This is a genomic window from Streptomyces sp. JJ38 (assembly GCF_019303475.1).
Classification (GTDB): domain Bacteria; phylum Actinomycetota; class Actinomycetes; order Streptomycetales; family Streptomycetaceae; genus Streptomyces.
This window is the reverse complement of the sequence record NZ_JABLSI010000001.1, coordinates 148,984-171,840: the sequence shown is the minus strand read 5'-3', so window position 1 is coordinate 171,840 and position 22,857 is coordinate 148,984. Positions and strand designations below refer to the sequence as shown.

The window sequence follows — 22,857 nt, the reverse complement described above, 5'->3', positions numbered from 1 at the left end:
ACGGCTCGATGCCACCCGCGTTTCGACTACTCGAAGGCAGATGCATGACTGACAAGACTCCAGCCGCCGCCCCCGTCGTCGACGTCCTCTGTGTCGGTGCGGGGTTCTCCGGCCTCTACGCCGCCTACAAGGTCGCCGAGAAGGGATGGACGTTCGCCGGGTTCGAGGTCGCGCCCACCGTCGGCGGCACGTGGTACTGGAACACCTATCCCGGTGCGCGGTGCGACGTCGAGAGCATCTACTACTCGTACTCGTTCAGCGAGGAGCTTCAGCAGGAATGGACGTGGAGTGAGCGCTTCGCCCCGCAGTCCGAGATCCTCAGCTACGCCGAGCACGTCGCGGACCGCTTCGACCTGCGCCGGCACTTCAGCTTCAACACCCGGGTGACCTCGGCGACCTGGCTCCCGGAAGAGCGGGCCTGGGAGGTGGCCCTCGACTCCGGCGAGACCCGGCGGGGCCGCTATCTGCTCGCCGGCTCGGGAGGCCTTTCGACGCCCAAGGACGTCGACGTGCCGGGCCTGGAGAACTTCACCGGGACCACGGTCTCGACGAGCCGGTGGGACATCCCGCTGAGCGAGCTGGCGGGCAAGCGCGTCGCCGTGATCGGCACCGGATCGTCCGGGGTGCAGTGCATTCCGCTCATCGCCGAGGTCGCCGAACGCCTCACCGTGTTCCAGCGCACGCCCAACTACGTGTTCCCGGCGCGGAACGCGCCGCTGTCGGCGGATGTCGTCGACGAGATCAAGAGCGTCTACGCGGCGATCCGCGAGGAGTGCCGCCACTCGCTCGGCGGCATCCCGGACCGCGTCCCGGACGCCGCGGCGTTCGACGTCTCCGACGAGGAGCGGCGCGAGCGCTATGAGAAGGCCTACGAGCGCAGCGGATTCACCGGCGTCGGCGGCGAGTTCTCCGATCTGCTGACCGACGCGAGGGCGAACGAGACCGCGGCGGAGTTCATGCGCGAGAAGATCCGCCAGATCGTCGAGGACCCCGGGACCGCCGCCCTCCTCGAGCCCCGCTTCCCGCTCGGAGCGAAGCGCAGCTGCTTCGGCACCGACTACTACGAGACCTTCAACCGACCGAACGTCTCCGTGGTCCCCCTGCGCGACGAGCCGATCGAGACCATGACGGGCGACAGCATCGTCACGGCGGGCGGCTCCTACGAGGTCGACGCCATCGTGCTGGCGATCGGATTCGACGCCTTCACCGGCCCACTGTTCGCGCTCAACGTCTCGGCCCCGGAGTCCGGCAGGCTGCAGGACGCGTGGAGCGACGGGGTCAGGACGTACCTGGGCGTCATGACCACCGGGTTCCCGAACTTCTTCATGATCGGCGGACCGCAGAGCCCGGCGCTGGCCAGCAACGTCGTGGTCACGATCGAGCAGGCCGTCGACTGGATCACCGATCTCATCGAACACGCGAGGGCGGGGGGCGCCGCGGTCATCGAGCCGACGGCCGAGGCTCAGGACGACTGGGTGAAGATCACCGAGGACACGGTGAACCAGACGCTGTACGCGACCACCGACTCCTGGTACCGGGGGACGAACGTGGCCGGCAAGCCCGCGACCTTCCTCGGCTACGTGGGCGGCGTCGGCAAGTACCGCCGGATGTGTGCCGAGATCGCCAAGCACGGCTACCCGGGCATCGAGCTCGACGGCACAGCCGTCGCCCGCCGGATCGGCAGGATCGACGAGAAGATCGCATGAAGGTCGTGCACCAGCGCTACGTCGCCCACTCCGAGGCGCACTACGCGGGGAACCTGGTCGACGGGGCCTTCGGCCTGAAGTTGTTCGGAGACGCGGGCACACACCTGGCGATCACCATCGACGGCCACGAGAGCCTGTTCGCCGGGTACGCGTCGGTCGAGTTCCTCGCCCCGGTCCGTGGCGGCGACGTCGTCGAGGCCGAGGCCCGCCTGGCGTCGAAGGGCACCCGCAGCCGGACCGTCGACTTCGAACTCCGCGTCGTCTGCCGCGCGCTCGACGACACCGGCCGGGCCGAGGTCCTGGCAGAGCCCATCGTGGCCACCCGGGCACGGGGAACCGCCGTCGTTCCGGCAGACGCCGGAACGACGGCCCGGTGACGCCCACGGCACCGCTCCGGGGCGGCGGCGGAGTGGTTCGCGCCGCCCCGGGATGCTGAACGGCGGCAGTCCTAGGGGGTGTAGGTCTCCAGGTAGGCGGTCACGATACGGCGCGCCTCGTCGATGGTGACGTCGTCGCCCGTCGGGGAGCGCCGGAACGCGACGTCGAAGAGGCGGTCTCCGACCTCGAAGGCGAGCCGCAGGACGTGTTCGGGGGTGTCGGCGGAGATGAGGTCGCGCTCGATCAGGAGCCGCCAGAGCCGCCTGGCCTGCGCCTCGTCGAAACCGCGTACGAGCTCCGCGAGGGGTGCGCTGCGCCCCGCGAACCACAGCTCGGTGCAGCTCCGGTGCTGCCGGAAGTAGGCGAAGACGGGGTCGATGACGGCGTCCGCGGCGTCTCGCAGGGTGTCGAGCCCCGAGCTGTCCAGCGAGGCCACGACGCGTGCCTCGATCTCGTGCACATGGTGCCGCAGGAGCTCGGCGTCGACCTGATGCCGGTCGGAGAAGTAGTGGTAGACGGATGCGACGGGGATGCCCGCCCGCTCACCGACCGCCTTGAGGGAGGCGGCCTCATAGCCCTTCTCTCCGAGCAGCGCTTCGGCGGCGTCGAGAATCGCCCTCCTGCGCTCTCTGCCTCGGCGCTGCACCGCAGGGCGAGCTCGCGTCTGAAATGTCGCATCTTTCTCGAACACGATTCGAGATCGTAGCAGCCATGCCCGCCCTTTTCCCATCGGCGAGGACTGGGGACCCACCCCGAGAAAACGGACTGGGGCGTCGTCGGCAGCCGCGCCGACGCGGCTGCCGGCGTCTGGCGGCGGACACCGCACCGGTGTCCGCCGTCCGGACGGTGTGCGTGGAGGACTGCCGTGTCCTCCACGGCCCCGTCCCCCGGCTGCGCGAGAGTGAGCCCGGCCCGGGCTCGCCCGGCCGGATCCAGCCGTCCGGTTGACCCGACACGGAGGTAAGGACATGCGGCGACGGAGGTACGGAGCGGTGGCGACGGCGGGCGTGATGTCCGCCGCGCTGCTGGTGGGCGGCTGCGGGGACGATGACGGCGACGGCGGGACGCCGAGCCCCGGGGACGCCACCGGGCCCGCGTCCGTGGCGGTGGAGTCCAGCCCCTACGGCGACATCCTGGTGGGCGAGAACGGGTTCACGCTGTACATGTTCGAAGCCGACTCCCCCGGCGAGTCCACCTGCTACGACGCCTGCGCCGAGGCCTGGCCCCCGCTGACCACGGACGGCGACCCGATCGCCGGTAACCGGGTGGACGCGGACCTGCTGGGGACGATGGAACGCGAGGACGGCACCACCGGCGTCACCTACAACGACTTCCCGCTGTACTACTACCAGGCCGACTCCGACGCGGACGACATCAACGGCCAGGGCATCGACGGCTTCGGCGGCCTCTGGTACGTCCTCGGCCCGGACGGCGAGCCGATCGAGGAGCGGGTCAGCGACGACGAGACGGGCGACACGGGCCCGTACTGAGGTCGGTCGTCGGGCCCGGCGCGTGGGCGGCCGCTCATGGCGCGGCCAGTTCACCCCCCAGGGGGCTGCGCCGGTGCAGGGCCTGAGGGCCGCTGCGCGCCCGGGCGACCGGCCCGCCGCGTGGGGCCTCCACCCGGCGCCTCGGCCACGGCTCCAAGGCGTACCGGCGCAGCGCGGCACAGTCCATCCCGGCCGGTCGGTCGGGTGGGCGGACCGGAGGACAACACCCACCCCCTCTCCTTCCTGGTGAGCCCGGGGCCGATTTCGTCTCCGGTCAGGTCGTCCACGCCGCCTGCGGTCCGGCACCTGAGCCCGACCCGGCAGCGGGCCACGCGCCGGCACGGACCATCCGCACGCCGTCGGCACCGGTACGCGGCGTGCTGGCGCTCCGGGGAGGAGCGGGGAACCAGGGAGGCGACAGGAGGGCATCTGACAATGAGCACCATTTTCATATAGCATCCTGGCCCCACTCACCCTGGAGGCAACCATGACGGCACGGCGTGAGGTGTCCTTGGGCACGGTCCAGGAGACCCTGCTGATCCCGCTCTACGGGCGCGCGACGGAGAACCGCAAGCCGGAACCCGCACTGCGCGACCCCCGGGCCGAGGAGATCGTGGCCTCGATCGACTACGACTTCACCCGCTTCGACAGCCTGCCGAGCCTGGTGGGCTCCGTCCTGCGCACCGCCCTGTTCGACCAGTGGGTGACGGACTTCCTCGGCGAGCACCCCGAGGGAACGGTGGTAGAACTCGGCACCGGACTCAACACGCGCTACGAGCGGGTCGACAACGGCCGGGCCCGGTGGTTCGAGCTTGATCTGCCCGACGTCATCGGCCTACGGCGCTCCTTCTTCACCGACTCCGCGCGCCGGACGACGATCGCCGCCTCCCTGACCGCCCGTTCGTGGACCGACACCATCTCGTCCCGGGCATCGGGCCCGTACTTCTTCGCCGCCGAAGCCGTCCTGCCGTTCCTCGCCGAGAACGACGTCCACGACGTCATCGACGTCATCGCCGAACGGTTCCCCTGCTCCCTGCTGGCCCTGGACACCGCCGGGCCGGGAATCGTCGGCACCCAGGAGGAGCACGACGCGCTGAGCAAGGTCGCAGCGCGCATGCGCTGGGCCTGCACCGGCCCGGAGCAGGTCGCCGCCCGGCACCCCGGTACCGAGGCACTCGCCTCCTGCACCCTCACCGAGTTGCCGTCGCCGCTGCGTGACCGCCTGCCCGCCGCCTGCCGGGACCTGCTCTCCGGCCTGGCCCGGCAGCGTCTGCCGCAGGTCGAGGAGTACCGGCTCAGCCTCCTGCGACTCCCGTCACGCCCATCCGCCGCCCCTCCCCCGAAAGCAGCCCTTCCATGACCGTCCGCCCCCATGAACGGCCCACTCACGTCGTCACCGGCAGCGCCTGCCGGCTGGCGCCCCCGCCCCTCGTTCCCGACGACCAGCGCGAGCCACTGCGCCCGGAGGCCTGAACACATGCCGTCGCAACACCTTCCCGTCACCGTGCTGTCGGGCTTCCTCGGCGCCGGGAAGACCACGCTTCTCAACCACGTGCTCAGCAACCGCGAGGGCCTGCGCGTAGCGGTCATCGTCAACGACATGAGCGAAATCAACATCGACGCCGCGCTGGTGCGCGGCGGCGAGGCCGCGCTCTCCCGGACCGAGGAGCGGCTGGTGGAGATGACCAACGGCTGCATCTGCTGCACCCTGCGGGACGACCTGCTGGAGGAGGTCGACCGGCTCGCCCGGGACGGCCGCTTCGACTACCTGCTCATCGAGTCCAGCGGCATCTCCGAACCGATGCCCGTGGCCGCCACCTTCGCCTTCCCCCGCGACGACGGGGCCGCCCTGCTCGACGTGGCACGGCTGGACACCATGGTCACCGTGGTCGACGCGGCCAACTTCCTGGCCGAGCTGGACGCCGGAGCAGACCTCGCCGAGCGCGGACTGGCCGCTTACGAGGACGACGAACGCACCGTGAGCGACCTCCTCATCGATCAAGTGGAGTTCGCCGACGTCCTCGTCCTCAACAAGCTCGACCTCGTCGACAGCGCCACGGCGGACCGCCTGCGCGGAGTCTTGACCCGGCTGAACCCGCAGGCCCGGCTGGTCACCTCGGTACACGGCCGGGTGGCGGCGCGCGACGTCCTGGAGACCGGACGCTTCGACCTGGAACGCGCCCAGCAGGCGCCCGGCTGGGTGCAGGAGCTCAACGGTGACCACGTCCCGGAGACCGAGGAGTACGGCATCTCCTCCATCGTCTTCCGGTCGTCGGCGCTCTTCCACAGCGGACGTCTCTGGGAGCTCGTCACCAGGGGCCTGGACAGCGGCACCTACGGCCGCGTCCTGCGCTCGAAGGGCTTCTTCTCCCTGGCCGGCCGGGCCGGCGTCACGGGCCTGTGGTCCCAGGCCGGTTCCGTCTCCCGTTTCGAGCCCTCGGGGACGCGCGCCGCCGACGTGCCGTACGCCCAGGAGCTGGTGTTCATCGGCGTCGGCCTGCGGGCGGACCGGCTGCGCGCCGCGCTCACGGGCTGCCTCATGGGGGAGACCGAGCCGGTGCCCACGGCCGACCCCTTCCCCGCTTGGGACACCGGAGACGCCTGCGAGCACGAGCACGCGTCCGCCTCCCCGGCGGCCGCCGTGTGACGTGGGCCCGGGGCGGCCGGCGTGCCCAGCCGCCCCGGGCCGCTCAGAGCGGGATCTCGAAGTGCACGGTGGCGACGCCCGGTCCGTGCTCGCCGGTGGCACGGGCGTCGAACACCTCCTTGGCCAGGCTCCGCCAGAAGGACTCCGTCCCCTCGGTGTTCACGTTGGTGTGCAGGTAGATGCGCTCGTATCCGGGCGTGTCCGCGATGAAGTCGCATGCCGCGCGGACCAGCGCGCGGGCCAGCCCTCGGCGCCGGTGCGCGGGACGTACGTAGACGCGGACCAGCTGGGCGGTCGTGCCGGACGGGTAGCGCTCGGCCAGCCAGCGCGGATGGGGCGGGTGCGCGGGGCCCTGCGACAGTACGCCGGTGGTGGCGACCACCTCGTCGTCGTGGACGGCCACGAGCAGGAGGTGGCGGGGATCGTCGAGGTACGTGCTCCGGATGTCCACCGTGTCGCGGTGCCACCGGGGTACGTATCCGTACCCGAAGTCGTTGTAGAAGGTGTCGAGCATGACACTGCGGGCGCCGTCGACATCCGCCTGCGTCGCGGGGCGTACGGCGTAGCCGCCGGGTGTGGTCCAACTCATCGGAAGTCCTTCCGCATCAGGGCTGCCAGGGTAGCCACATGAAAACGATTTTCACGGAATTGACGCACCGCACCACCCCCCGCGGCGCGCCGGCCCGCGCACCCCGCCGTCCACCCGCACACGCGGAGCGCATTCATCCAATCACTGCAAGACACATGACAATGAAAATGATTACAGATAACCTGTCCCCCGCGCAGCCCGGCCCGCTCCCGCAGAGGGCCCCGCCGGGCTGCCGCCTGACGCAGCACCGCCCCCACACGAAGCGACACGAAACACGACAGGAAAAGGGGAGTTGTGGCTCATCTGCTGGTGGTCGAGAGCTGGGTCGGGTCGATGAGCAGGCTGCTCCCACGGGCGATCCGGGAGAGCGGCCACGAGTTCACCTTCCTCACCCGCGACCTGCACCACTACCTGCGCTCGGCACCCGAGGGCGTGGCACACCCGCTGCTCGGGGCGCGCAGCGTGATCACAACGGACACCAACGACACCGAGGCTCTGCTGCCCGAAGTAGAGCGGCTGCACGCCGTGTTCGGCTTCGACGGGGTCCTCACGTCCTGCGACTACTACCTGGCCACGGTGGCGCGCATAGCCGCCCGGCTCGGCCTGCCCGCCTCCAGCCCCGAAGCGGTCGACACCGCCTGCCGCAAGGACGCAACGCGGCGCGTTCTGGCCGACGCCGGGGTGCCCGGCCCGCTGTTCGCGGTGCACGAGGAGTGGGCCGACCTCGCGCGAGCGGCGCGGGAGATCGGCTATCCGCTGGTGGTCAAGCCCGTCGACCTGTGCGCGGGCATGTACGTGCGGCGGGTGGACGACGAGGCACAACTCGCCTCCGCCGTGCGGGCCCTGGCCGACTTCCCGGTCAACGCGCGCGGGCAGCGGCGGGCCCCCGTCGTCCTCCTCGAAGAACTCCTGGACGGACCCGAGGTGAGCGTCGAGACGGTCTCGCACGCGGGCGCGGTCGAGGTGATCGGCGTGACCGACAAGAGCGTCTGCGGGGCGCCCGCGTTCATCGAGACCGGCCACATGTTCCCCGCCGCCCTCCCGGCGGTGGATGCCGAGGCCGTCGAGCAGACCGCCCTCGACGCGCTCAAGGCGCTCGGCCTGACCGACGGCGTCGTGGCCCACACCGAGATCAAGCTCACGCCCGCCGGTCCACGCGTCGTCGAGGTCAACCCGAGGCCCGCCGGAAACCGCATCACCGAACTCATCCGCCACGTCACCGGAATCGACCTCGCCACGGCCTTCGTGGACGTGTCCCTCGGCCGCGCGCCTGACCTGCGGCGCACGGACACCGGCCTGCGCAGTGCCGCCATCGGCTTCCTCGTCCCGCAGGACACGGGCACGCTCCAAGCCCTGGACGGCGGCCACCTGCGGGAGTTGCCGGAGGTCCTGGAGATCCAGCTCGCGGAGCCCGGCAGGCGGGTGAAGGCGGCGGGCAGCAACAACGAGTACCTCGGGCACGTCATGGCGGGCGACCCCGAAGGTCCGGGGGCCCGGGCGCGGGTCGAGGCCCTCGTCGGGGAGCTGCGGTCCGCCCTGGTGATCCGATGACCTCCGCCACCTCGGCTGCCGCCCACGTGACCACGTACGACGAACTCCTGGCCCGCGTCCGCGCGGGCGCACTCGGCCCGGACCCGGCCACCCAGCGGATCTCCGTGGCCTTCACCACCCGGCAGGCCGTACGGCACGACGGGCGCGGCACCGGCTACCGCAACGAGGTGCTCAGCCTGCGGCTGGCCGAGGCCGTCGGCTCGTGCGCGGTCGAGCCCGGCACCCTGCCCGACAGCGCCGTCGAGGACTGCGTCGGCGCGGACGTGGCCCGCCTGCTGAAGCATCCGCTGCCGCCCGTGCGCGTCGCCGCGCTCGACGCCTACCTCATGCACGTCACCCCGCACAGCCCGTGCCACGGCGCCCACGCCGTGCCGCTTCGGGCCGGGACGTCACTGGAGAAGTCGCGAGCCCGGGCGCGCGCCGTCGTCGAGCTGCTCGACCTGCCGCCGGGGGCGACGGTGCTGGTCGTCGGCGTCGTCAACTCCCTGCTGGAAGAGCTGCGTGCGCGCGGCCTGCGCTACGTACCGTGCGACCTCAAGGGCGGGGTCACGGAGTGGGGCGAGACGGTCGTCACCGACGCACTGGCCGCGGCCGACCGCTGTGACGCGCTGCTCGTGTCCGGGATGACGCTGGGCAACGGCACGTTCGAGCCGCTGCGGGACCTCGCCCTGCGGCGGAGCAGACCACTGGTGACGTTCGCCCAGACGGGCAGCGCCGTGCTGCCCCGGCTCCTGGGCCACGGGGTGAGCGCGGTGTGCGCGGAACCGTACCCGTTCTTCTGGCTGGACGGCGGCCCCGGCACCCTCTACCGCTACCGCGCCGACCGCACGGGAGGCGCCCGGTGACGACGACCGCCCTACGCCCTGCCGCCCGCCCGGAACTGCTCACCCTGCTGGGCCGCACCCCCGTCGTCCGCATCACCGCGGGGCTGCCCGGACCGCACCCCGGGTTCTGGGCCAAGCTCGAAGGGCTCGCCGCGGGCGGCATGAAGGCGCGGGCCGCCGTCTCCATGGTGATGGGCGCCCGCGAACGCGGTGAACTGCGGCCCGGGGCACCCGTGGTGGAGTCCACCTCGGGCACGCTCGGCATCGGTCTCGCCTTCGCCGGACAGGCCCTGGGGCACCCCGTCGTGCTCGTCGGCGACAGCGAGCTGGAGCCGTCCATGCGGCAGTTACTGCGCGCTCACGGGGTGCGGCTGGAGATCGTGGACCGGCCCTCTCCCCAGGGCGGCTGGCAGGCCGCCCGGCTGGCCCGGCTGCGCGAACTGCTCGCCGTCCTGCCCGACGCCTACTGGCCCGACCAGTACAACAACCCGGACAACACCACCGGCTACGCCTCGCTGGCCGCCGAACTCGCCGCCCAGCTCGACCATCTGGACGTTCTCGTGTGCAGCGTCGGCACCGGCGGGCACAGTGCCGGCATCATCGGCCCGCTACGCCGCCACTGGCCCCGGCTGCGCCTGATCGGCGTGGACGCCACCGGTTCCACCATCTTCGGCCAGCCCGCCCGGCCCCGGCTGATGCGCGGCCTCGGCAGCAGCATCCACCCGCGCAACGTGGCCTACGACGCCTTCGACGAGGTGCACTGGGTCGGTCCCGCCGAGGCGTTGGACAGCTCCCGACGGCTGGCCTGCCAAAGCTTCGTGAGCGGCGGCTGGAGCACCGGAGCCGCCGCCCGCGTCGCCGCCTGGGCCGCCCGCGTCCACCCCGGCGCCGTCGTCGCCACCGTCTTCCCCGACGGGCCACACCGCTACCTGGACTCCGTCTACGACGACGAGTTCGCCGCGGCCCACGGCCTCGACCCGACCGCGGCGGCCACCCGTCCCGTGGAGATCCCGCACCCGTACGCGGCCGAGGCCACCGGCTGGGTGCGGTGCACCCGCGTCACCGACCCCCTCCACGTTGCCCCCCGTTCGGAAAGGACCACGTGAAGGCCGGCCAGCGCACTGTTCGCCTCGACCTCACCGAGCCGCTGCGCATCTCCCGCTCGACCATGTCCGCCCGCGACGCCGTGTGGCTGAGCATCGAGCACGAGGGCGTGACCGGCCACGGCGAGGCCGTCACCAGTGTCTACTACGGCCTCGACACCTCGACGCTGGGCCGCCTCCTGGCCGACGCCGGCACGGAGCTGGCCCGCTTCCCCGAACCGGAGAGCGCCCTCGACGCGCTGCGGGCGGGCGCACTGCCCGGTGGGGACACGCCCCCGGCCGTGACCGCCGCCGTCGAGGCGGCCCTGCTCGACCTCGTCGGCAAGCGCGCGGGCAGCTCCGTCCACCGGCTCCTCGGGGCCGTGCGTCCGCCGGCCGCGGCCACCGCCCGCACGATCGGCATCACGTCTCCCGACCACGCGGCGGCGCAGGCCCGCTCCCTCGCGGCGAGCGGCTTCGAGGTCATCAAGGCCAAGGCCGGGGCGCCCCACCCCGAGGACGACGTCCAGCGCGTCCGCGCCATCCGGGACGCCGCGCCCCGGGCCCGGCTGCTCCTGGACCCCAACGGCGCGTGGACCACGGCGCAGGCGCGGACCCTGCTGCCCCGTTTCGCCGAACTCGGCGTCGAGGCCGTCGAACAGCCCCTCGCCCCGGGCGACCCTGCGGCCCTCGGGGCGCTGGCGGAACGCTCCCCCCTTCCGGTCATCGCCGACGAGGACGCCGTGGACCTCGCGGACGTGCGCCGCCTGGCCGGACGCGTCCACGGCGTCAACGTCAAGCTCGCCAAGTGCGGCGGGGTGCACGCGGCACTGCGCATCGCCGAACTGCTCGACGGCAGCGGCACGGAGCTGATGCTCGGCTGCCTGACCGCCAGCAGCCTCGGCCTCGCGCCCGCCGTGCAGCTCGCCGACCGGGCACGCTGGGCCGACCTCGACGGTCACCTGCTGCTCGCCCACGACCCGTGGACCGGCATCGGCGGGCACAACGGCCGGGTACAGGCGAGCGAGCGGCCCGGTCTGGGCGTCGAGCCGCGGGAGGTGCTCCGTGAAGACGTGGCGTGAGACGCGCCGCTTCCCGCTCGCGGTCCAGCTGCTGCTGGTCAACCAGCTCGGCGTGAACATCGGCTTCTACCTGCTCATTCCCTACCTGGCCCTCCACCTCACCGACAGCCTGGGCATGTCGGCCGCCGTCGTCGGTGTCGTCCTCGGCGTGCGCAACCTCAGCCAGCAGGGCCTGTTCATCGTCGGCGGCTCCGCCTCCGACCGCCTCGGCGCCCGCGGCGTGATCATCGCCGGCTGCGCCCTGCGCACCCTCGGCTTCGCCCTCTTCGCGGTCGGTGACAACCTGGCCGTCCTCTTCTCCGCGTCCATCCTCAGCGGCTTCGCGGGAGCGCTGTTCAACCCGGCCGTACGCGCCTACATCGCCCAGGAGGCCGAGGAGCGCAAGGCCGAGGCGTTCGCCCTGTTCAACGTGTTCGCCACCACGGGAGCACTGATCGGGCCACTGCTGGGCAGCGCGCTGCTGCTGGTGGACTTCCGGACCTCGGCCCTGACCGCCGCCGGGATCTTCGCGGCCCTCACCGTCGCCCAGGCCCTGGTGTTGCCCGCCCGCCAGGTCGAGCCGAGCGGGGGCGGCGTCCTCGCCGACTGGCGAGAGGTGGTCGGCAACCGTGCCTTCACGGCCTTCGCGCTCGCCATGGTCGGCATGTTCACCCTGCAGAACCAGCTCTACCTGCTGCTGCCCGACGGAGCACGGAAGGCCACCGGCTGGGACGGCGCCGCCGGCCTCGTCTTCCTCGTCGGCACCCTCGTCAACCTCACGTTCCAGCTGCGCGTCACGCGGGCCCTGAAACCACGCGGCCACCGGGCCCGGTGGATCGCGGCCGGGCTGGGCCTCATGACCCTGGCCTTCCTGCCCCCCGCCCTGATGACCGGTGCGTCCGGCGGCCCGGACGGCGCGGCCGACGCGGTGCTGCGCGCTCTGCCCGTGCTGGCCGGAGCCCTGCTGCTCTACCTCGGAGTGATGGTCGCCCAGCCGTTCGTGCTGGAGCTCATCCCCGGCTTCGGCCGTCCCGAACTGACCGGCACGTACTTCGGCGTCTTCTACGTCGTGTCGGGCATCGCCGCGGCGGTGGGCAGCTTCGTCGTCGGCTGGGCCATGGATGCCGGGGAGCGCGGGGACGCCGAGTGGCTGCCGTGGGTGTGCTGCGCGTTCTTCGGGCTCGCCTCCGCGCTCGGCGTGGCCTGGCTGCACCGGCTGGGGTCGCTGCCCACTCCGTCGAAGCCGGCCGTACCCGCGACGGCCTGAGGAAGGACCGCCATGACCTCCACGACGAGCGCGAGTGAGCGCAATCTGCTCACGGACAACCCCGAGCTGTACGAGGCCCGCTTCCCCGACCCCGACCGGCTGGCCGGACGCTGGGCCGAGGACTGCCTGCGGCGGCTGGGCACGGGACAGCGCGTGCTGGACATGGGCTGCGGCACCGGCCGCGACGCCGCCCACCTGCACGGCGCCGGCCGCCGGGTCACCGGTGCCGACCTCTCCGAGAGGATGCTCGCCCACGCCCGCGTCCACCATCCGGGCCCGGCGTACGTGCGGGCGGACCTGCACGGATTCGACCTCGGCCAGGGCGCTTTCGACGCCGTCGTGTGCCTGGACAGCACTCTTCTGTACTGCCATACGAACGACCAGCTCGACGGCTTCCTGTCCTCCTGCCGCCACGCCCTGGCTCCGGGCGGGCTGCTGGTCGCGGAGATGCGCAACGGCGCGTTCTTCCTCGGCCGTACCGAGCTGCTCGACGCGCCGACGGTCAACGCGTTCACCTGGCGGGGCGCCGTTCACCGCTCCACCACCACCCTCACGGTGGACCGAACGGCCCAGCTCCTGCGCCGCACCCGGGTGTGGACCGCGGATGACGGGTCGGCCCCCGTCGAGCAGCGCTCGGCGTGGCGGCTGCTGTTCCCGCAGGAGCTGCGTCATCTGCTGGCCGCGCACGGCTTCGAGACCCTCGAACTCCACGACGGGCCGGGCCCGCGCACCGAGCCGCCCTGGCGGGAGGGCATGCTCCCCGGCCGGACGGTGGACGCCGACCGCCTGCACGTGGTGGCGCGACGGACCGCGCCCGACTGATCGCCGTCCGCCCGGTCCCGCTGGCCGCCGTCCAGAGGCCCCGTCCGCCCCGCGTCCTGACGACGCCCCAGAACCGCCACCCCCCGCACCGCCACAGCACGTCCCCAGACACCGAGGAATCCTCATGCACGACGCGTCCAACCGTCATCTCCCGTCCGCGGTCCGCTTTCCGGACCTGCGCCGACGCGGCTTCCTCGCCGCGACCGGCGCCGCCTCGCTCGGTGCCCTCAGTCTGGCCGGATGCGGCGGCTCCGGTTCCGACTCCGGTTCCGACTCCGGCAAGGGCGACGGCACGCCGAAGCGCGGCGGGCGGCTGCGCGCCGCGTTCGCCGGCGGCGGCGCCAGCGAGACCCTGGACCCGCACAAGGCCAGCCTGTTCGCCGACGCCGCCCGGGCCAAGGCCCTCTTCGACAAGCTCGCCGACCACGGCCCCGACCTGTCCGCCCGGCCCCGCCTGGCGGAGACGTGGGAACCCAACGAGACCCTGGACCGCTGGCGGGTCACCCTCCGGGAGGCGGCCTTCCACGACGGCAAGCCGGTCACCGCGAAGGACGTGCTCTACAGCTACCGCCGGATCGCCGACCCGGAGCAGGCGTTCCGCGCCAGAGCGTCCCTGGAGCCCATCGACCTGGAGGCCAGCCGCGCCACCGGCGAGCGCGCGATCGAGTTCGTCCTCAAGCGGCCCACGGCCGAGTTCGGCAACATCCTGGCAGCCTTCGGCGCCTACATCGTGCCCGAGAACGCCACCGCGTTCGACAAGAACCCGATCGGCTCCGGCCCGTTCAGCTTCGTGTCCTTCGCGCCGGGCCGCTCGGCCGTCTTCCGCCGCCACGACGCCTACTGGGAGGGCGCCCCGCACCTCGACGAGATCGAGTTCATCGTGGCCAACGAGGAGTCCGGCCGCGTCAACGCGCTGCTCGGCGGACAGGTCGAGTACGCCCACGAGCTCAACCCCACCACCGCACGCGCTCACGAGGGCAAGGGCCAGATCGAGATCGTGCGCCTGCGCAACAGCTCGATGCAGGCGTTCTGCATGAAGACCGACCGGCCGCCCTTCGACGACAAGCGGGTACGCCAGGCGTTCTTCCTCATCGCCGACCGCCAGGAGCTCGTCGACGGCGCCCTGTCCGGCGCGGGCGTGATCGGCAACGATCTGTTCGGCAAGGGCTACGAGTACTACGCCGACGGTCTGCCGCAGCGTGAGCAGGACCTCGACAAGGCCCGCGCCCTGCTCAAGGAGGCCGGCGCCGAGAACCTGAAGGTCACCCTGGACACCTCCGCCGTCGCCGCAGGGTTCACCGAGGCCGCCAGCATCTTCCGCGACCAGGCGAAGAAGGCGGGCGTCACCGTCGACGTGAAGATGGGCAGCAAGGACTCCTACTGGAGCGACGTTCTCGACGGCGGCACCCTGTGCTGCTACCGCTCCGGCGCCATGCCCATCGAGGCACACATCTCGCAGCGCCTCCTCACCGACTCCACCACCAACGCCACCAAGTGGCAGCACAAGGACTTCGACGCGCTCTACCAGCAGGCCCAGTCCACTCGCGACAAGACCGAACGCGCCGGCGTCTACGAGCGCATGCAGCGCCGCCTGTACAGCGAGGGCGGCTTTCTCATCTGGGGATTCGCCGACTGGATCATCGGCACCGCGCGCAACGTCAAGGGCGTCGAGGAGAAGGCGCCCGCCAACACGCTCGACTGGGCCCGCTTCGACAAGGTCTGGCTCGGGTGAGCGGACTGCGCTCCTTCGTCGTCCGGCGGCTGCTTCTCGGCGCCCTGCAGACCGTGGCCGTCGTGCTGTTGGTCTTCGGGCTCACCGAGGCGCTGCCGGGCGACGCCGCCGTCGCCCTCGCCGGAGACCAGCCCGACCCGGCCCGCATCGCGGCGATCCGGGAGGCCATGGAGCTGGACCGGCCCGCGTGGGAGCGGCTGGCCGACTGGGCGACGGGCCTGCCGCACGGCGACTTCGGCACGTCGCTGGTCTCCGGCCGCCCGGTCAGCCAGTACATCGCCGACGGCTTCGGCCCCACCCTGCTGCTGGCCGCTCTCACCGTGGCACTGCTCGTACCGACCGGATTCGGGCTCGGAGTGCTGGCCGCCCGGCACGAGGGACGGCTCGTCGACCGGCTGATCAGCTCGGCGACGCTCGCCGTCTACGCCGTCCCGGAGTTCGCCCTCGGCGTGCTGCTGGTGACCGTCCTCGCCCTGCGACTGGGCTGGCTGCCGCCGACCGCCGTCGGCTACGGCACCGACCTGCTCGGTCACCCGTCCGTGCTCGTCCTGCCCGTGCTGATCCTGCTGTCCAGGCCCGTCTGTTCGCTGGCCCGGCTCGTGCGCGCCGGCATGATCGACGCGCTCGCCTCCCCCTACGTGGCGCAGGCCCGCCGCTATGGCCTCTCCGGCGCCCGGGTCCGCTACCGCCACGCTCTGCCCAACGCCCTGGCCCCCGCCGTCCAACAGCTCGCCCGCACCGTCGACTGGCTGCTGTCCGGCGTCATCGTCGTGGAGGCCCTGTACGTGATACCCGGACTCGGCACCGTCCTGCTGGGTGCCGTCGCCGAACGCGACGTCCCCGTCGTCCAGGGCCTCGCGGTCGTCTTCGGCGTCCTGACCGTGGTCCTCAACCTCGGCGCCGACCTCGTGGCCCACCGGCTCGCGCCCCGGGCGGGGGTGGCGGCATGAGCACCGTGAAGACCTCCCCTGTCGGCCGCTTCGCGCTCGGCCTCACGATCACCGCCGTACCCCTCGTCCTCGCCCTGCTCGGTCCCCTGTTCGCAGGCGACCCTGGCCCGCGTTCCGCGTCGTTCGTGCTGGGCGACGGCCACTGGCTCGGTACCGACTTCGTCGGCCGCGACGTCTGGCGACAGGTGCTGCACGGCGGCCGGTCGGTCGTGCTGACCGCGCTGGCCGCGACCGCCCTGGCCTACCTGGTGGCCCTGCCCGTCGGCCTGGTCAGCGCGCTCACCGGGCGCCGCTGGCTGGAGGAACTGCTGATGCGGCCCCTGGACGTGCTGCTCGCCGTCCCGTCGCTGCTGCTGATCCTGCTGGCCGCCACGGTGTTCACCCCGGGCACTGTGGGCCTCGCCCTGCTGGTCGCCCTGGTCAACGTGCCCGACGCGGCCCGGATCGTCCGCGCCGCCGCCGCGGAGGCCGCCGCCCGGCCGGCGGTCGAGGCGCTGCGCATGCAGGGCGAGAGCTGGTGGCGCATGGCCGTCGGCTACGTCGGCCGCTCCATGATCCGCACCCTGGCCGCCGACGCGGGCACCCGGCTGACCGGCGTGCTCTACCTCGTCGCCACGGCCGCGTTCCTCGGCGTCGGGGTGGCGCCGGACGCCGCGGACTGGGCGGTCATGGTCGACCGCAACCGCATCGGCCTGTTCGTCCAGCCGTGGGCCGTGGTCGTTCCCGCCCTGCTGATCGTCGCCCTGACGATGGGCACGAACCTGCTCTTCGACGCCGCGCTGGACAAGGGCGCGAGACGAGGCCGCCCCGTCCGCGTCCCCGGGCGCGGGGCAGGGGACGGCCCCTCCAAGAGCCGGACAGAGAGGGAAACACGTCCGTGAACGACGACAAGGGCACCAACGTGGACCCCGTGGCCGAGATTCACGACCTGCGCGTCGAGGTCGGCGGCAGGGCGATCGTCGACGGAGTGAGCCTGCGGGCCCTGCCCGGCACGGTGACGGCACTGGTCGGAGCCTCCGGCAGCGGCAAGACCACCACGGGGCTCGCCCTGCTCGACACCTACCCGCCCGGCTCCCGCGTCACCGGAGACGTACGCGTGGCGGCGGGCGGCCTCGTCGGCTACATCCCCCAGCACCCGGCGGCCGTCCTCAACCCCGCGCGCCGCGTCTCCGCGCTGTTGACCGACATCGCCCGCGCCCAGGTGACCCACCTGCCGCTGCGGCAGCGCCGGTCGGAGGCCCGCGCACGCGTCCTGCACGCACTCGCCGAGGCCCAACTCCCGGACCCGGAAACCCTGCTGCGACGCTACCCACACCAGCTCTCCGGCGGGCAGCAGCAGCGCGTCGTCCTCGCCCAGGCCCTGTTGCTCGGCGCCCGCGTCATCGTCGCCGACGAGCCCACCACCGGGCAGGACGCCCTGACCAAGCGGCGCGTGGTCGACCAGCTCGCGGCCGTCACCTCCCGCGGCATCGCCGTCGTGCTGCTCAGCCACGACCTGGACGTCGTCCGCGCGCTCGCCGACGAGGTCGTGGTCATGCGGGCGGGCCGGGTCGTCGAGTCGGGTCCCGCCCAGCGCCTCTGGCTCGCGCCCCAGCACGCGTGGACGCGCGCGCTCCTGGGTGAGGAGCGGCCGGACGGCCCGCCACAGGAGAGCCCGGCCGGCACCGAGCCGCCGGTCCTGCGCGTCCGCGGCCTCACCGCACGCCACCGCGACGGCGCACGGGGCGCGGCCGTGGTGCTGCGCACCCCCGAACTCGACCTGCGCCCGGGAGAGTGCCTGGCCGTCGTCGGCCGCTCCGGCAGCGGGAAGACCACCCTCGCCCGCTGCGTCGCCGGCCTCCACCGCGACCACGACGGGGAGATCCTCCTCGACGGCTCGCCGCTGTCCCGCAGCCTGCGCGACCGCGACCGCACCCAGCTCGCCGCTGTCCAGTACGTCTTCCAGGACGCGCGCGCCGCCTTCGACGAACACCGCACCGTCCTCCACCAGGTCGCCCGCACCGCGATCCGGCTGCGCGGCACTGACGCGGACTCCGCGGCCCGGGAGGCCCTGAGCACCCTCGCCCGCCTCGGACTGCCCGACAGCCTGGCCCGCCGGCACCCCGGTCAGCTCTCCGGCGGCGAACTCCAGCGTGCCGCCCTCGCCCGCGCCCTCCTCGCCCGCCCCCGCGTCCTCGTCTGCGACGAGATCACCTCCGGGCTGGACACGGTCACCCGTCGCGGCATCCTCGACGTCCTCACCACGCTGATCCGCGACCGCGACGACCTGAGCCTGGTGCTGATCACCCACGACCTGGACACCGCCGCCCTGGCCCACCGCATCGCCGTCCTGGACGCCGGCGCCCTCGTCGAGCAGGGCCCGGCCCAGCGCGTCCTGACCAACCCGGCTCACCCGTTCACCGTCTCCCTCATGGAGACCACGGCACGTCTGGCCGCCGGAACGGGCACGTGACCGGGGCGCGACGCGGCCAGGAGCCCTGTTGTGACCGCCGATCGCGGTGGACCGATCCTGGAGTCCGCCTCCGGGAAACAGCCGGACCGTGGCCGGAGGAGGCGGGCTCGTCATCGGCCGGTGAGTTGTCACACACCTGTCACACCGTGTGTTGACATGCCATCACGCGGTCCGTGATGCTCCTCGTCAGCAGCCTTACGGCAACAGCGGCGCCCGAACCCGCCTGCTGTTGCGAGGCCCTGTGCGGGCTCGGCGGTATGTGCCCAGCCCCTCTTCCGCACGCACTCGCCTGACGGCCAACGCAGCACACCATGCGTTCGGCCGCGGCTTTGGTGCGTGGCTCGCCGCCCCACCCTGCGGCGAACGCCGCGCATGCGGTCCACTTCGGCGTCTTCGCGGGGGACAAGCCGTCCCCCTGCCTGCCATGCCTCAACACAGCGGGATCGCGCACCCGCTGGTCCCGACGCGTCTCCCCTGACGTCCCCGGCAAGCTCGGCCTTCCCCGACACCCAGGCGTCGACGCTTCCCTTCACTTCCTCAGGCCGGAGGTCTCCGTGCACCCCCAGTTTCCCCCGACTCCGCCCCGCCGCCCCCCGACTCCGTACCCGTCACACGATGCCCCGCATCCCCAGCACGCCGACAGCCTCCGCGCATCCGTGCGCCGTACCCAGTGCGCCTTCCTTCTCGCCAACGCCATTCCACTCGCCGTCGTCGTCCTGCTGTTCCCCTTCACCAACATGGCCGATGCGCGGGTATACGGACAACTCCACCTGGGGATGGTGTGGGCCATCGCGCAGTTCGGCCTCCTCATCGGGTCCGTCTGGTGGCACGAACGCCGGTCCACACAGGTGTGTGACCGCATCGAGCGGACCATGGCCTCCCACGCCTCCGGGCCGAGGCTCCGCCTGCCGCTTCCGCCAACGGGCCGTGGGCGGTGAAGCGGTGAGCCTGTCCGTCCTGGCATCGGACGCGGTCAACCCGATCGGTTCCGAAGCGCAAGCCCCCGTCATCCTCGCTTTCCTGATCTTCCTCGGTCTGTCGCTCCTGTGGGTCTTCACGCTCGCCACCCAGGAGGACCGCCCGGAGAGCCTCGCTGTCGCCGACCGGTCTCTTTCGCCGGTCTTCAACGGGTTCGCACTGGCCGGCGAGCAGATCTCCGTCGTGACCCTGCTGGCGATCCCCGGGGCCATCGCCCTGTTCGGCTACCAGGGGGTCGCCGCCATGGTCGACGGTCTCCTCGCCCTCGCCGTACTGCTCCTCCTCGCTCAACGGATCCGCAACAGCGGTCGTTACACGCTCGGCGGCCTCTTCTCCCTGCGTGCGTCCGGACCGTGGCCACGCGTCGCCGCGGCCGTGGTGACGCTGGCCATCACGATTCCCATCCTGATGGTCCAGCTCCGGGCCGGTGGGATCAGCGCGGCGCTGTTGATCGGCATGTCGAGCCACGAGGCGCAGGTGGCCTGCACGGTGCTGATGGGGATCCTCATCGCCTGCTTCGCCGTGGTGGCGGACCTGCGGGGCACGAGTTTCATCCACGTCGTCAAGGTTCCCCTCACCCTGCTGACCCTCGCGGCGGTCACGCTGCTCGCCCTGAGGAAGTTCGCCTGGGATCCCGGCGACCTGCTCTCGGCGGCGGTGAACAAGAGCATGGCACCGGACGGCTACCTCGTTCCTGGGCTCTGGGCGCATACGGCCGGCCTCGGCCCCCTGAACACGATCAGTGATCACGTCGTGGTGATCCTCGGTGCGGCCATGATGCCGCACATGCTCCTTCGCATCGGCGCCTCCCGCTCCGGCCGTTCGGCGCGACGGTCCATGAGCATCGCCACGGGTCTGTTCGGCGTCTTCTCCCTCCTCCTGGTCACGACGGGATTCGCGGCGGCGGCCGTGGTGGGCGGCAGCGACATCGGCGCGGTCGACGCCAACGGGCAGGCATCACCGATCCTGCTGGCTTCCGCCGTGCTCGGGGACGGCTCGACCGCGCGGGTGGTGCTGATCACCGTCGTGGCATGCGTCGCGTTCCTCGCCGTGCTCACGACCGTGACGAGCGTGGCGTTCGCCGCGGCCGTCTCCCTCGCGCGCGACGGGTTCTCACCACACAAGCGCTCCCGAACCGACTCCAAAGAGGTGCGGGTGATGCGCCTGGCCGTCTTCGCCCTGTGCGCTGTGGGCCTCCCGCTGGCCGCTGCCACCCACCAGTACCCGGTCGAGTTCCTGGTCATGTTCTCCATGTGCCTCGCGGCATCGTGCGTCTTCCCCGCGCTGATCTACTCGTTCTTCTGGAGCCGGTTCAACACCCGGGGACTCCTGTGGACGGTCTACGGGGGGCTGCTGCTCTGCACGATCCTCACCGTCTTCTCGCCCACCGTGTCCGGAACCGACTACGCGCTGTGGCCGGACGCCGGTTTCGACTGGTACCCGTACCACACCCCCGGCCTCATCTCCGTACCGGGAGCGTTCCTTCTCGGGTGGCTCGGCAGCATCAGGGAATCGCCGGAAGATCCCGAACCCGGGTTCCGGAACGTCTCCTACAAGATCCTCACCGGCACGGAATCCGATCCGAAGGCCACTGCCGCCGAGCGGTAACCGCTCCTTGGCCCTCGGCCGCGGGACAAGTGCTTTCCGCACGCCCGTGGCCGAGGCCCGACCTTCTGCCGCCATGGACGCGGAGGCCGGGAGAGCGGCGATGCGGGGCATGCGCCGAACGTTGAGGATCGAGCCAGCCACCGGGCAGCACGACGACGTCGGACGCTCCGGCAGAGGGAGCGGCCGCCGCGAGACTCCGAGGACGACAGCACCTGCTCGTGCCTCGGCGGCCCTGTCGTCGCCACCGGGTCATCGGGATATCGCCCGCAACGCCCACACCCGACGCAACGCGCACGCAGAATCCGCGGATCAGGAGTCCTGCTTCACCGGCTCCAGGATCGCCACGCACTCGAAGTGCTGGGTCATGGGGAAGAGGTCGAAGGCGCGGAGGAAGCGGACGCGGTAGCCGGACTCGGCGAAGTACTTGAGGTCGCGGGCGAGGGCGGCGGGGTCGCAGGCGACGTAGGCCATGCGGCGGGGGCCGAGCGCGGTGAGGAGCTTGACCGTCTCGCGGCCGGCGCCGGAGCGGGGCGGGTCGAGGACGACGAGGTCGGCCTCGGTGATGCCGGTGCGGGGCAGGACGCGGTCGACGCGGCCGTGTTCGACGCGGACGCGCTCGAAGTCGGCGAGGTTGTGACGGGCGTCCTCGACGGCGCGCTTGCCGGACTCGATGCCGAGCACGGCGCCCTCGGGGCCGATCCGGTCGGCGAGGGCGCCCGCGAAGAGGCCGGCGCCGCAGTAGAGGTCGAGGGCGGTCTCGCCCTTGCGCGGGGTGAGGCCGCGCATGACGGCGTCGACGAGGAGGTCGGCGGCGGCGTGGTGCACCTGCCAGAAGCCGCCGGCGCCGACCCGCCAGGTACGGCCGTCGGCCCGCTCCCGGACGAACGGGCGGCCGTGGACGCGGTGGATGGCGCGGCTGCCGCCGCGGCCGTGCGGCTCCTCGGCGCGCAGGACGGAGACGGGGCGGTCGAGCTCGACGAGGGGCAGCCGGCCGCCGGGCTCGGGGGTGAGGATGACCTGACGGTCAGTGGAGCCGGCTGCGGCGACGGCGTCGATCGAAGCGATCTGCGGCCAGGTGCGGCGCTCGATGCCGAGCTCGCTGACGCCCTCGGCGGCGATGAGGCAGTGGTCGACGGGCTCGACCTCGTGGGAGCGGTGACGGCGGAACCCGGCGTGCCCCTCGGCGTCGACGGCGTACTGGACGCGGGTGCGCCAGGCCGGGACCTCGCCCGCGGGGAGCTTGTCGCCGGGGACGGGCTCGACGGTGCCGTCCCACGAGACGTCCTCGGGCGTGAGCCCGGCGAGCCGGGAGAGCTGCTCGGCCAGGACGTCGGCCTTGAGGCGGCGCTGGGCGCCGGGCTTGACGTGCTGCCAGTCGCAGCCGCCGCAGCGCCCGGGGCCGGAGAACGGGCAGGGGGCCTCGACGCGGTCCTTGGACGCCTCGATGACGCGGACGGCGTCGGCGCGCAGGAAGCGGGACTCCTCGTGGCCCTCGGTGACGCGGGCGATCACGCGCTCGCCGGGGAGCGTGTGGCGCACGAACAGCACGCGGCCCTCCTCGGTGCGGGCCACGCAGTGGCCGCCGTGGGCGACCGGGCCGACCTCGACCTCGTACTCCTGGCCGGTCAGCGGTGCGGGGCTGGTCCCCTGGGAGGCTTCGGTGGGCATGGTGGTGGGAGCTCCAGGGGAACGAGAGGGCGAAAGAGGGCCAGCCGACCAG

20 protein-coding genes are annotated in these 22,857 nt (G+C 72.4%); 17 read left to right on the top strand and 3 right to left on the bottom strand.

All coding sequences use genetic code 11. The features are described 5' to 3' along the window. Nucleotides 1-44: 44 nt before the first annotated feature. Together HPT28_RS00705 and HPT28_RS00700 are read left to right on the top strand one after the other, a co-directional pair. Entirely contained in the window at nucleotides 45-1,706 is a 1,662-nt protein-coding gene (locus tag HPT28_RS00705; RefSeq protein ID WP_219088217.1) for an NAD(P)/FAD-dependent oxidoreductase, read from the top strand. Beyond that, nucleotides 1,703-2,083: a hotdog domain-containing protein gene (locus tag HPT28_RS00700; protein WP_219088216.1), complete on the top strand. Its 381-nt coding sequence runs from the start codon at nucleotides 1,703-1,705 to the stop codon at nucleotides 2,081-2,083. The genes HPT28_RS00705 and HPT28_RS00700 overlap by 4 nt, the downstream gene beginning before the upstream one ends. Before the next feature lie 71 nt (nucleotides 2,084-2,154). Here the strand turns inward: HPT28_RS00700 and HPT28_RS00695 are convergent, their stop codons facing one another. Next, nucleotides 2,155-2,775 carry a TetR/AcrR family transcriptional regulator gene (locus HPT28_RS00695; protein ID WP_308119026.1) on the bottom strand — a complete coding sequence of 207 codons (621 nt, stop codon included), beginning with the start codon at nucleotides 2,773-2,775 and terminating at the stop codon, nucleotides 2,155-2,157. A 277-nt stretch (nucleotides 2,776-3,052) separates the two neighbouring features. On the opposite strand from HPT28_RS00695, the gene HPT28_RS00690 reads away from it, so the two are divergent. From HPT28_RS00690 to HPT28_RS00680, 3 genes are all read left to right on the top strand, one after another. Next, a complete protein-coding gene (locus HPT28_RS00690; protein WP_257577837.1) occupies nucleotides 3,053-3,574 on the top strand; it encodes a hypothetical protein in 522 nt (173 codons plus the stop codon). 487 nt (nucleotides 3,575-4,061) lie between these two features. Beyond that, nucleotides 4,062-4,934, top strand: a complete 873-nt coding sequence (locus HPT28_RS00685; protein WP_257577835.1) for a class I SAM-dependent methyltransferase — start codon at nucleotides 4,062-4,064, stop codon at nucleotides 4,932-4,934. Between the two features lie 117 nt (nucleotides 4,935-5,051). Next, nucleotides 5,052-6,221: a GTP-binding protein gene (locus tag HPT28_RS00680; RefSeq protein WP_219088214.1), complete on the top strand. Its 1,170-nt coding sequence runs from the start codon at nucleotides 5,052-5,054 to the stop codon at nucleotides 6,219-6,221. Nucleotides 6,222-6,264: 43 nt separating this feature from the next. Here the strand turns inward: HPT28_RS00680 and HPT28_RS00675 are convergent, their stop codons facing one another. Next, entirely contained in the window at nucleotides 6,265-6,810 is a 546-nt protein-coding gene (locus HPT28_RS00675) for a GNAT family N-acetyltransferase (RefSeq protein ID WP_219088213.1), read from the bottom strand. A 294-nt stretch (nucleotides 6,811-7,104) separates the two neighbouring features. Between HPT28_RS00675 and HPT28_RS00670 the strand changes: the two genes are divergently transcribed. The 12 genes from HPT28_RS00670 (at nucleotide 7,105) to HPT28_RS00615 (ending at nucleotide 21,137) form a co-directional block, all read left to right on the top strand. Next, complete coding sequence (locus HPT28_RS00670; RefSeq protein ID WP_219088212.1) at nucleotides 7,105-8,361, top strand: ATP-grasp domain-containing protein; 1,257 nt, start codon at nucleotides 7,105-7,107, stop codon at nucleotides 8,359-8,361. After that, nucleotides 8,358-9,206, top strand: coding sequence for a Rossmann-like domain-containing protein (locus HPT28_RS00665; protein WP_219088211.1), 849 nt, complete (start codon nucleotides 8,358-8,360; stop codon nucleotides 9,204-9,206). The genes HPT28_RS00670 and HPT28_RS00665 overlap by 4 nt, the downstream gene beginning before the upstream one ends. Beyond that, on the top strand, nucleotides 9,203-10,291 hold the full coding sequence (locus HPT28_RS00660) for a PLP-dependent cysteine synthase family protein (RefSeq protein ID WP_219088210.1): 1,089 nt from the start codon (nucleotides 9,203-9,205) through the stop codon (nucleotides 10,289-10,291). The genes HPT28_RS00665 and HPT28_RS00660 overlap by 4 nt, the downstream gene beginning before the upstream one ends. Continuing rightward, nucleotides 10,288-11,349: a dipeptide epimerase gene (locus HPT28_RS00655; RefSeq protein WP_219088209.1), complete on the top strand. Its 1,062-nt coding sequence runs from the start codon at nucleotides 10,288-10,290 to the stop codon at nucleotides 11,347-11,349. The genes HPT28_RS00660 and HPT28_RS00655 overlap by 4 nt, the downstream gene beginning before the upstream one ends. Then, a complete protein-coding gene (locus HPT28_RS00650) occupies nucleotides 11,333-12,595 on the top strand; it encodes an MFS transporter (RefSeq protein ID WP_219088208.1) in 1,263 nt (420 codons plus the stop codon). The genes HPT28_RS00655 and HPT28_RS00650 overlap by 17 nt, the downstream gene beginning before the upstream one ends. A 12-nt stretch (nucleotides 12,596-12,607) precedes the next feature. Then, on the top strand, nucleotides 12,608-13,417 hold the full coding sequence (locus HPT28_RS00645; protein ID WP_219088207.1) for a bifunctional 2-polyprenyl-6-hydroxyphenol methylase/3-demethylubiquinol 3-O-methyltransferase UbiG: 810 nt from the start codon (nucleotides 12,608-12,610) through the stop codon (nucleotides 13,415-13,417). A 124-nt stretch (nucleotides 13,418-13,541) separates the two neighbouring features. Continuing rightward, complete coding sequence (locus HPT28_RS00640) at nucleotides 13,542-15,149, top strand: ABC transporter substrate-binding protein (protein WP_219088206.1); 1,608 nt, start codon at nucleotides 13,542-13,544, stop codon at nucleotides 15,147-15,149. Then, entirely contained in the window at nucleotides 15,146-16,099 is a 954-nt protein-coding gene (locus tag HPT28_RS00635; RefSeq protein ID WP_219088205.1) for an ABC transporter permease, read from the top strand. The genes HPT28_RS00640 and HPT28_RS00635 overlap by 4 nt, the downstream gene beginning before the upstream one ends. Further along, nucleotides 16,096-16,980 (top strand): ABC transporter permease, encoded by an 885-nt coding sequence (locus HPT28_RS00630; protein WP_219088204.1) that lies wholly within the window; start codon nucleotides 16,096-16,098, stop codon nucleotides 16,978-16,980. Before HPT28_RS00635 ends, HPT28_RS00630 begins: the two co-directional genes overlap by 4 nt. Then, the gene (locus tag HPT28_RS00625; protein WP_308119025.1) at nucleotides 16,977-18,551 is read left to right on the top strand and encodes an ATP-binding cassette domain-containing protein; all 1,575 of its coding nucleotides are present in this window, start codon (nucleotides 16,977-16,979) and stop codon (nucleotides 18,549-18,551) included. The genes HPT28_RS00630 and HPT28_RS00625 overlap by 4 nt, the downstream gene beginning before the upstream one ends. 656 nt (nucleotides 18,552-19,207) lie before the next feature. Then, entirely contained in the window at nucleotides 19,208-19,489 is a 282-nt protein-coding gene (locus HPT28_RS26520) for a hypothetical protein (RefSeq protein WP_257577831.1), read from the top strand. Between the two features lie 4 nt (nucleotides 19,490-19,493). Further along, nucleotides 19,494-21,137, top strand: coding sequence for a transporter (locus HPT28_RS00615; protein ID WP_308119024.1), 1,644 nt, complete (start codon nucleotides 19,494-19,496; stop codon nucleotides 21,135-21,137). Nucleotides 21,138-21,446: 309 nt separating this feature from the next. Here the strand turns inward: HPT28_RS00615 and HPT28_RS00610 are convergent, their stop codons facing one another. Beyond that, on the bottom strand, nucleotides 21,447-22,805 hold the full coding sequence (locus HPT28_RS00610; protein WP_219088201.1) for a class I SAM-dependent RNA methyltransferase: 1,359 nt from the start codon (nucleotides 22,803-22,805) through the stop codon (nucleotides 21,447-21,449). Nucleotides 22,806-22,857 lie beyond the last annotated feature (52 nt).

Excerpts from the sequence above, each read along its gene's own strand:
- HPT28_RS00705 (WP_219088217.1), top strand. The coding sequence starts at position 45 with ATGACTGACAAGACTCCAGCCGCCGCCCCCGTCGTCGACGTCCTCTGT.
- HPT28_RS00700 (WP_219088216.1), top strand. The coding sequence starts at position 1,703 with ATGAAGGTCGTGCACCAGCGCTACGTCGCCCACTCCGAGGCGCACTAC.
- HPT28_RS00690 (WP_257577837.1), top strand. The coding sequence starts at position 3,053 with ATGCGGCGACGGAGGTACGGAGCGGTGGCGACGGCGGGCGTGATGTCC.
- HPT28_RS00685 (WP_257577835.1), top strand. The coding sequence starts at position 4,062 with ATGACGGCACGGCGTGAGGTGTCCTTGGGCACGGTCCAGGAGACCCTG.
- HPT28_RS00680 (WP_219088214.1), top strand. The coding sequence starts at position 5,052 with ATGCCGTCGCAACACCTTCCCGTCACCGTGCTGTCGGGCTTCCTCGGC.
- HPT28_RS00675 (WP_219088213.1), bottom strand. The coding sequence starts at position 6,810 with ATGAGTTGGACCACACCCGGCGGCTACGCCGTACGCCCCGCGACGCAG.
- HPT28_RS00665 (WP_219088211.1), top strand. The coding sequence starts at position 8,358 with ATGACCTCCGCCACCTCGGCTGCCGCCCACGTGACCACGTACGACGAA.
- HPT28_RS00645 (WP_219088207.1), top strand. The coding sequence starts at position 12,608 with ATGACCTCCACGACGAGCGCGAGTGAGCGCAATCTGCTCACGGACAAC.
- HPT28_RS00640 (WP_219088206.1), top strand. The coding sequence starts at position 13,542 with ATGCACGACGCGTCCAACCGTCATCTCCCGTCCGCGGTCCGCTTTCCG.
- HPT28_RS00630 (WP_219088204.1), top strand. The coding sequence starts at position 16,096 with ATGAGCACCGTGAAGACCTCCCCTGTCGGCCGCTTCGCGCTCGGCCTC.
- HPT28_RS00610 (WP_219088201.1), bottom strand. The coding sequence starts at position 22,805 with ATGCCCACCGAAGCCTCCCAGGGGACCAGCCCCGCACCGCTGACCGGC.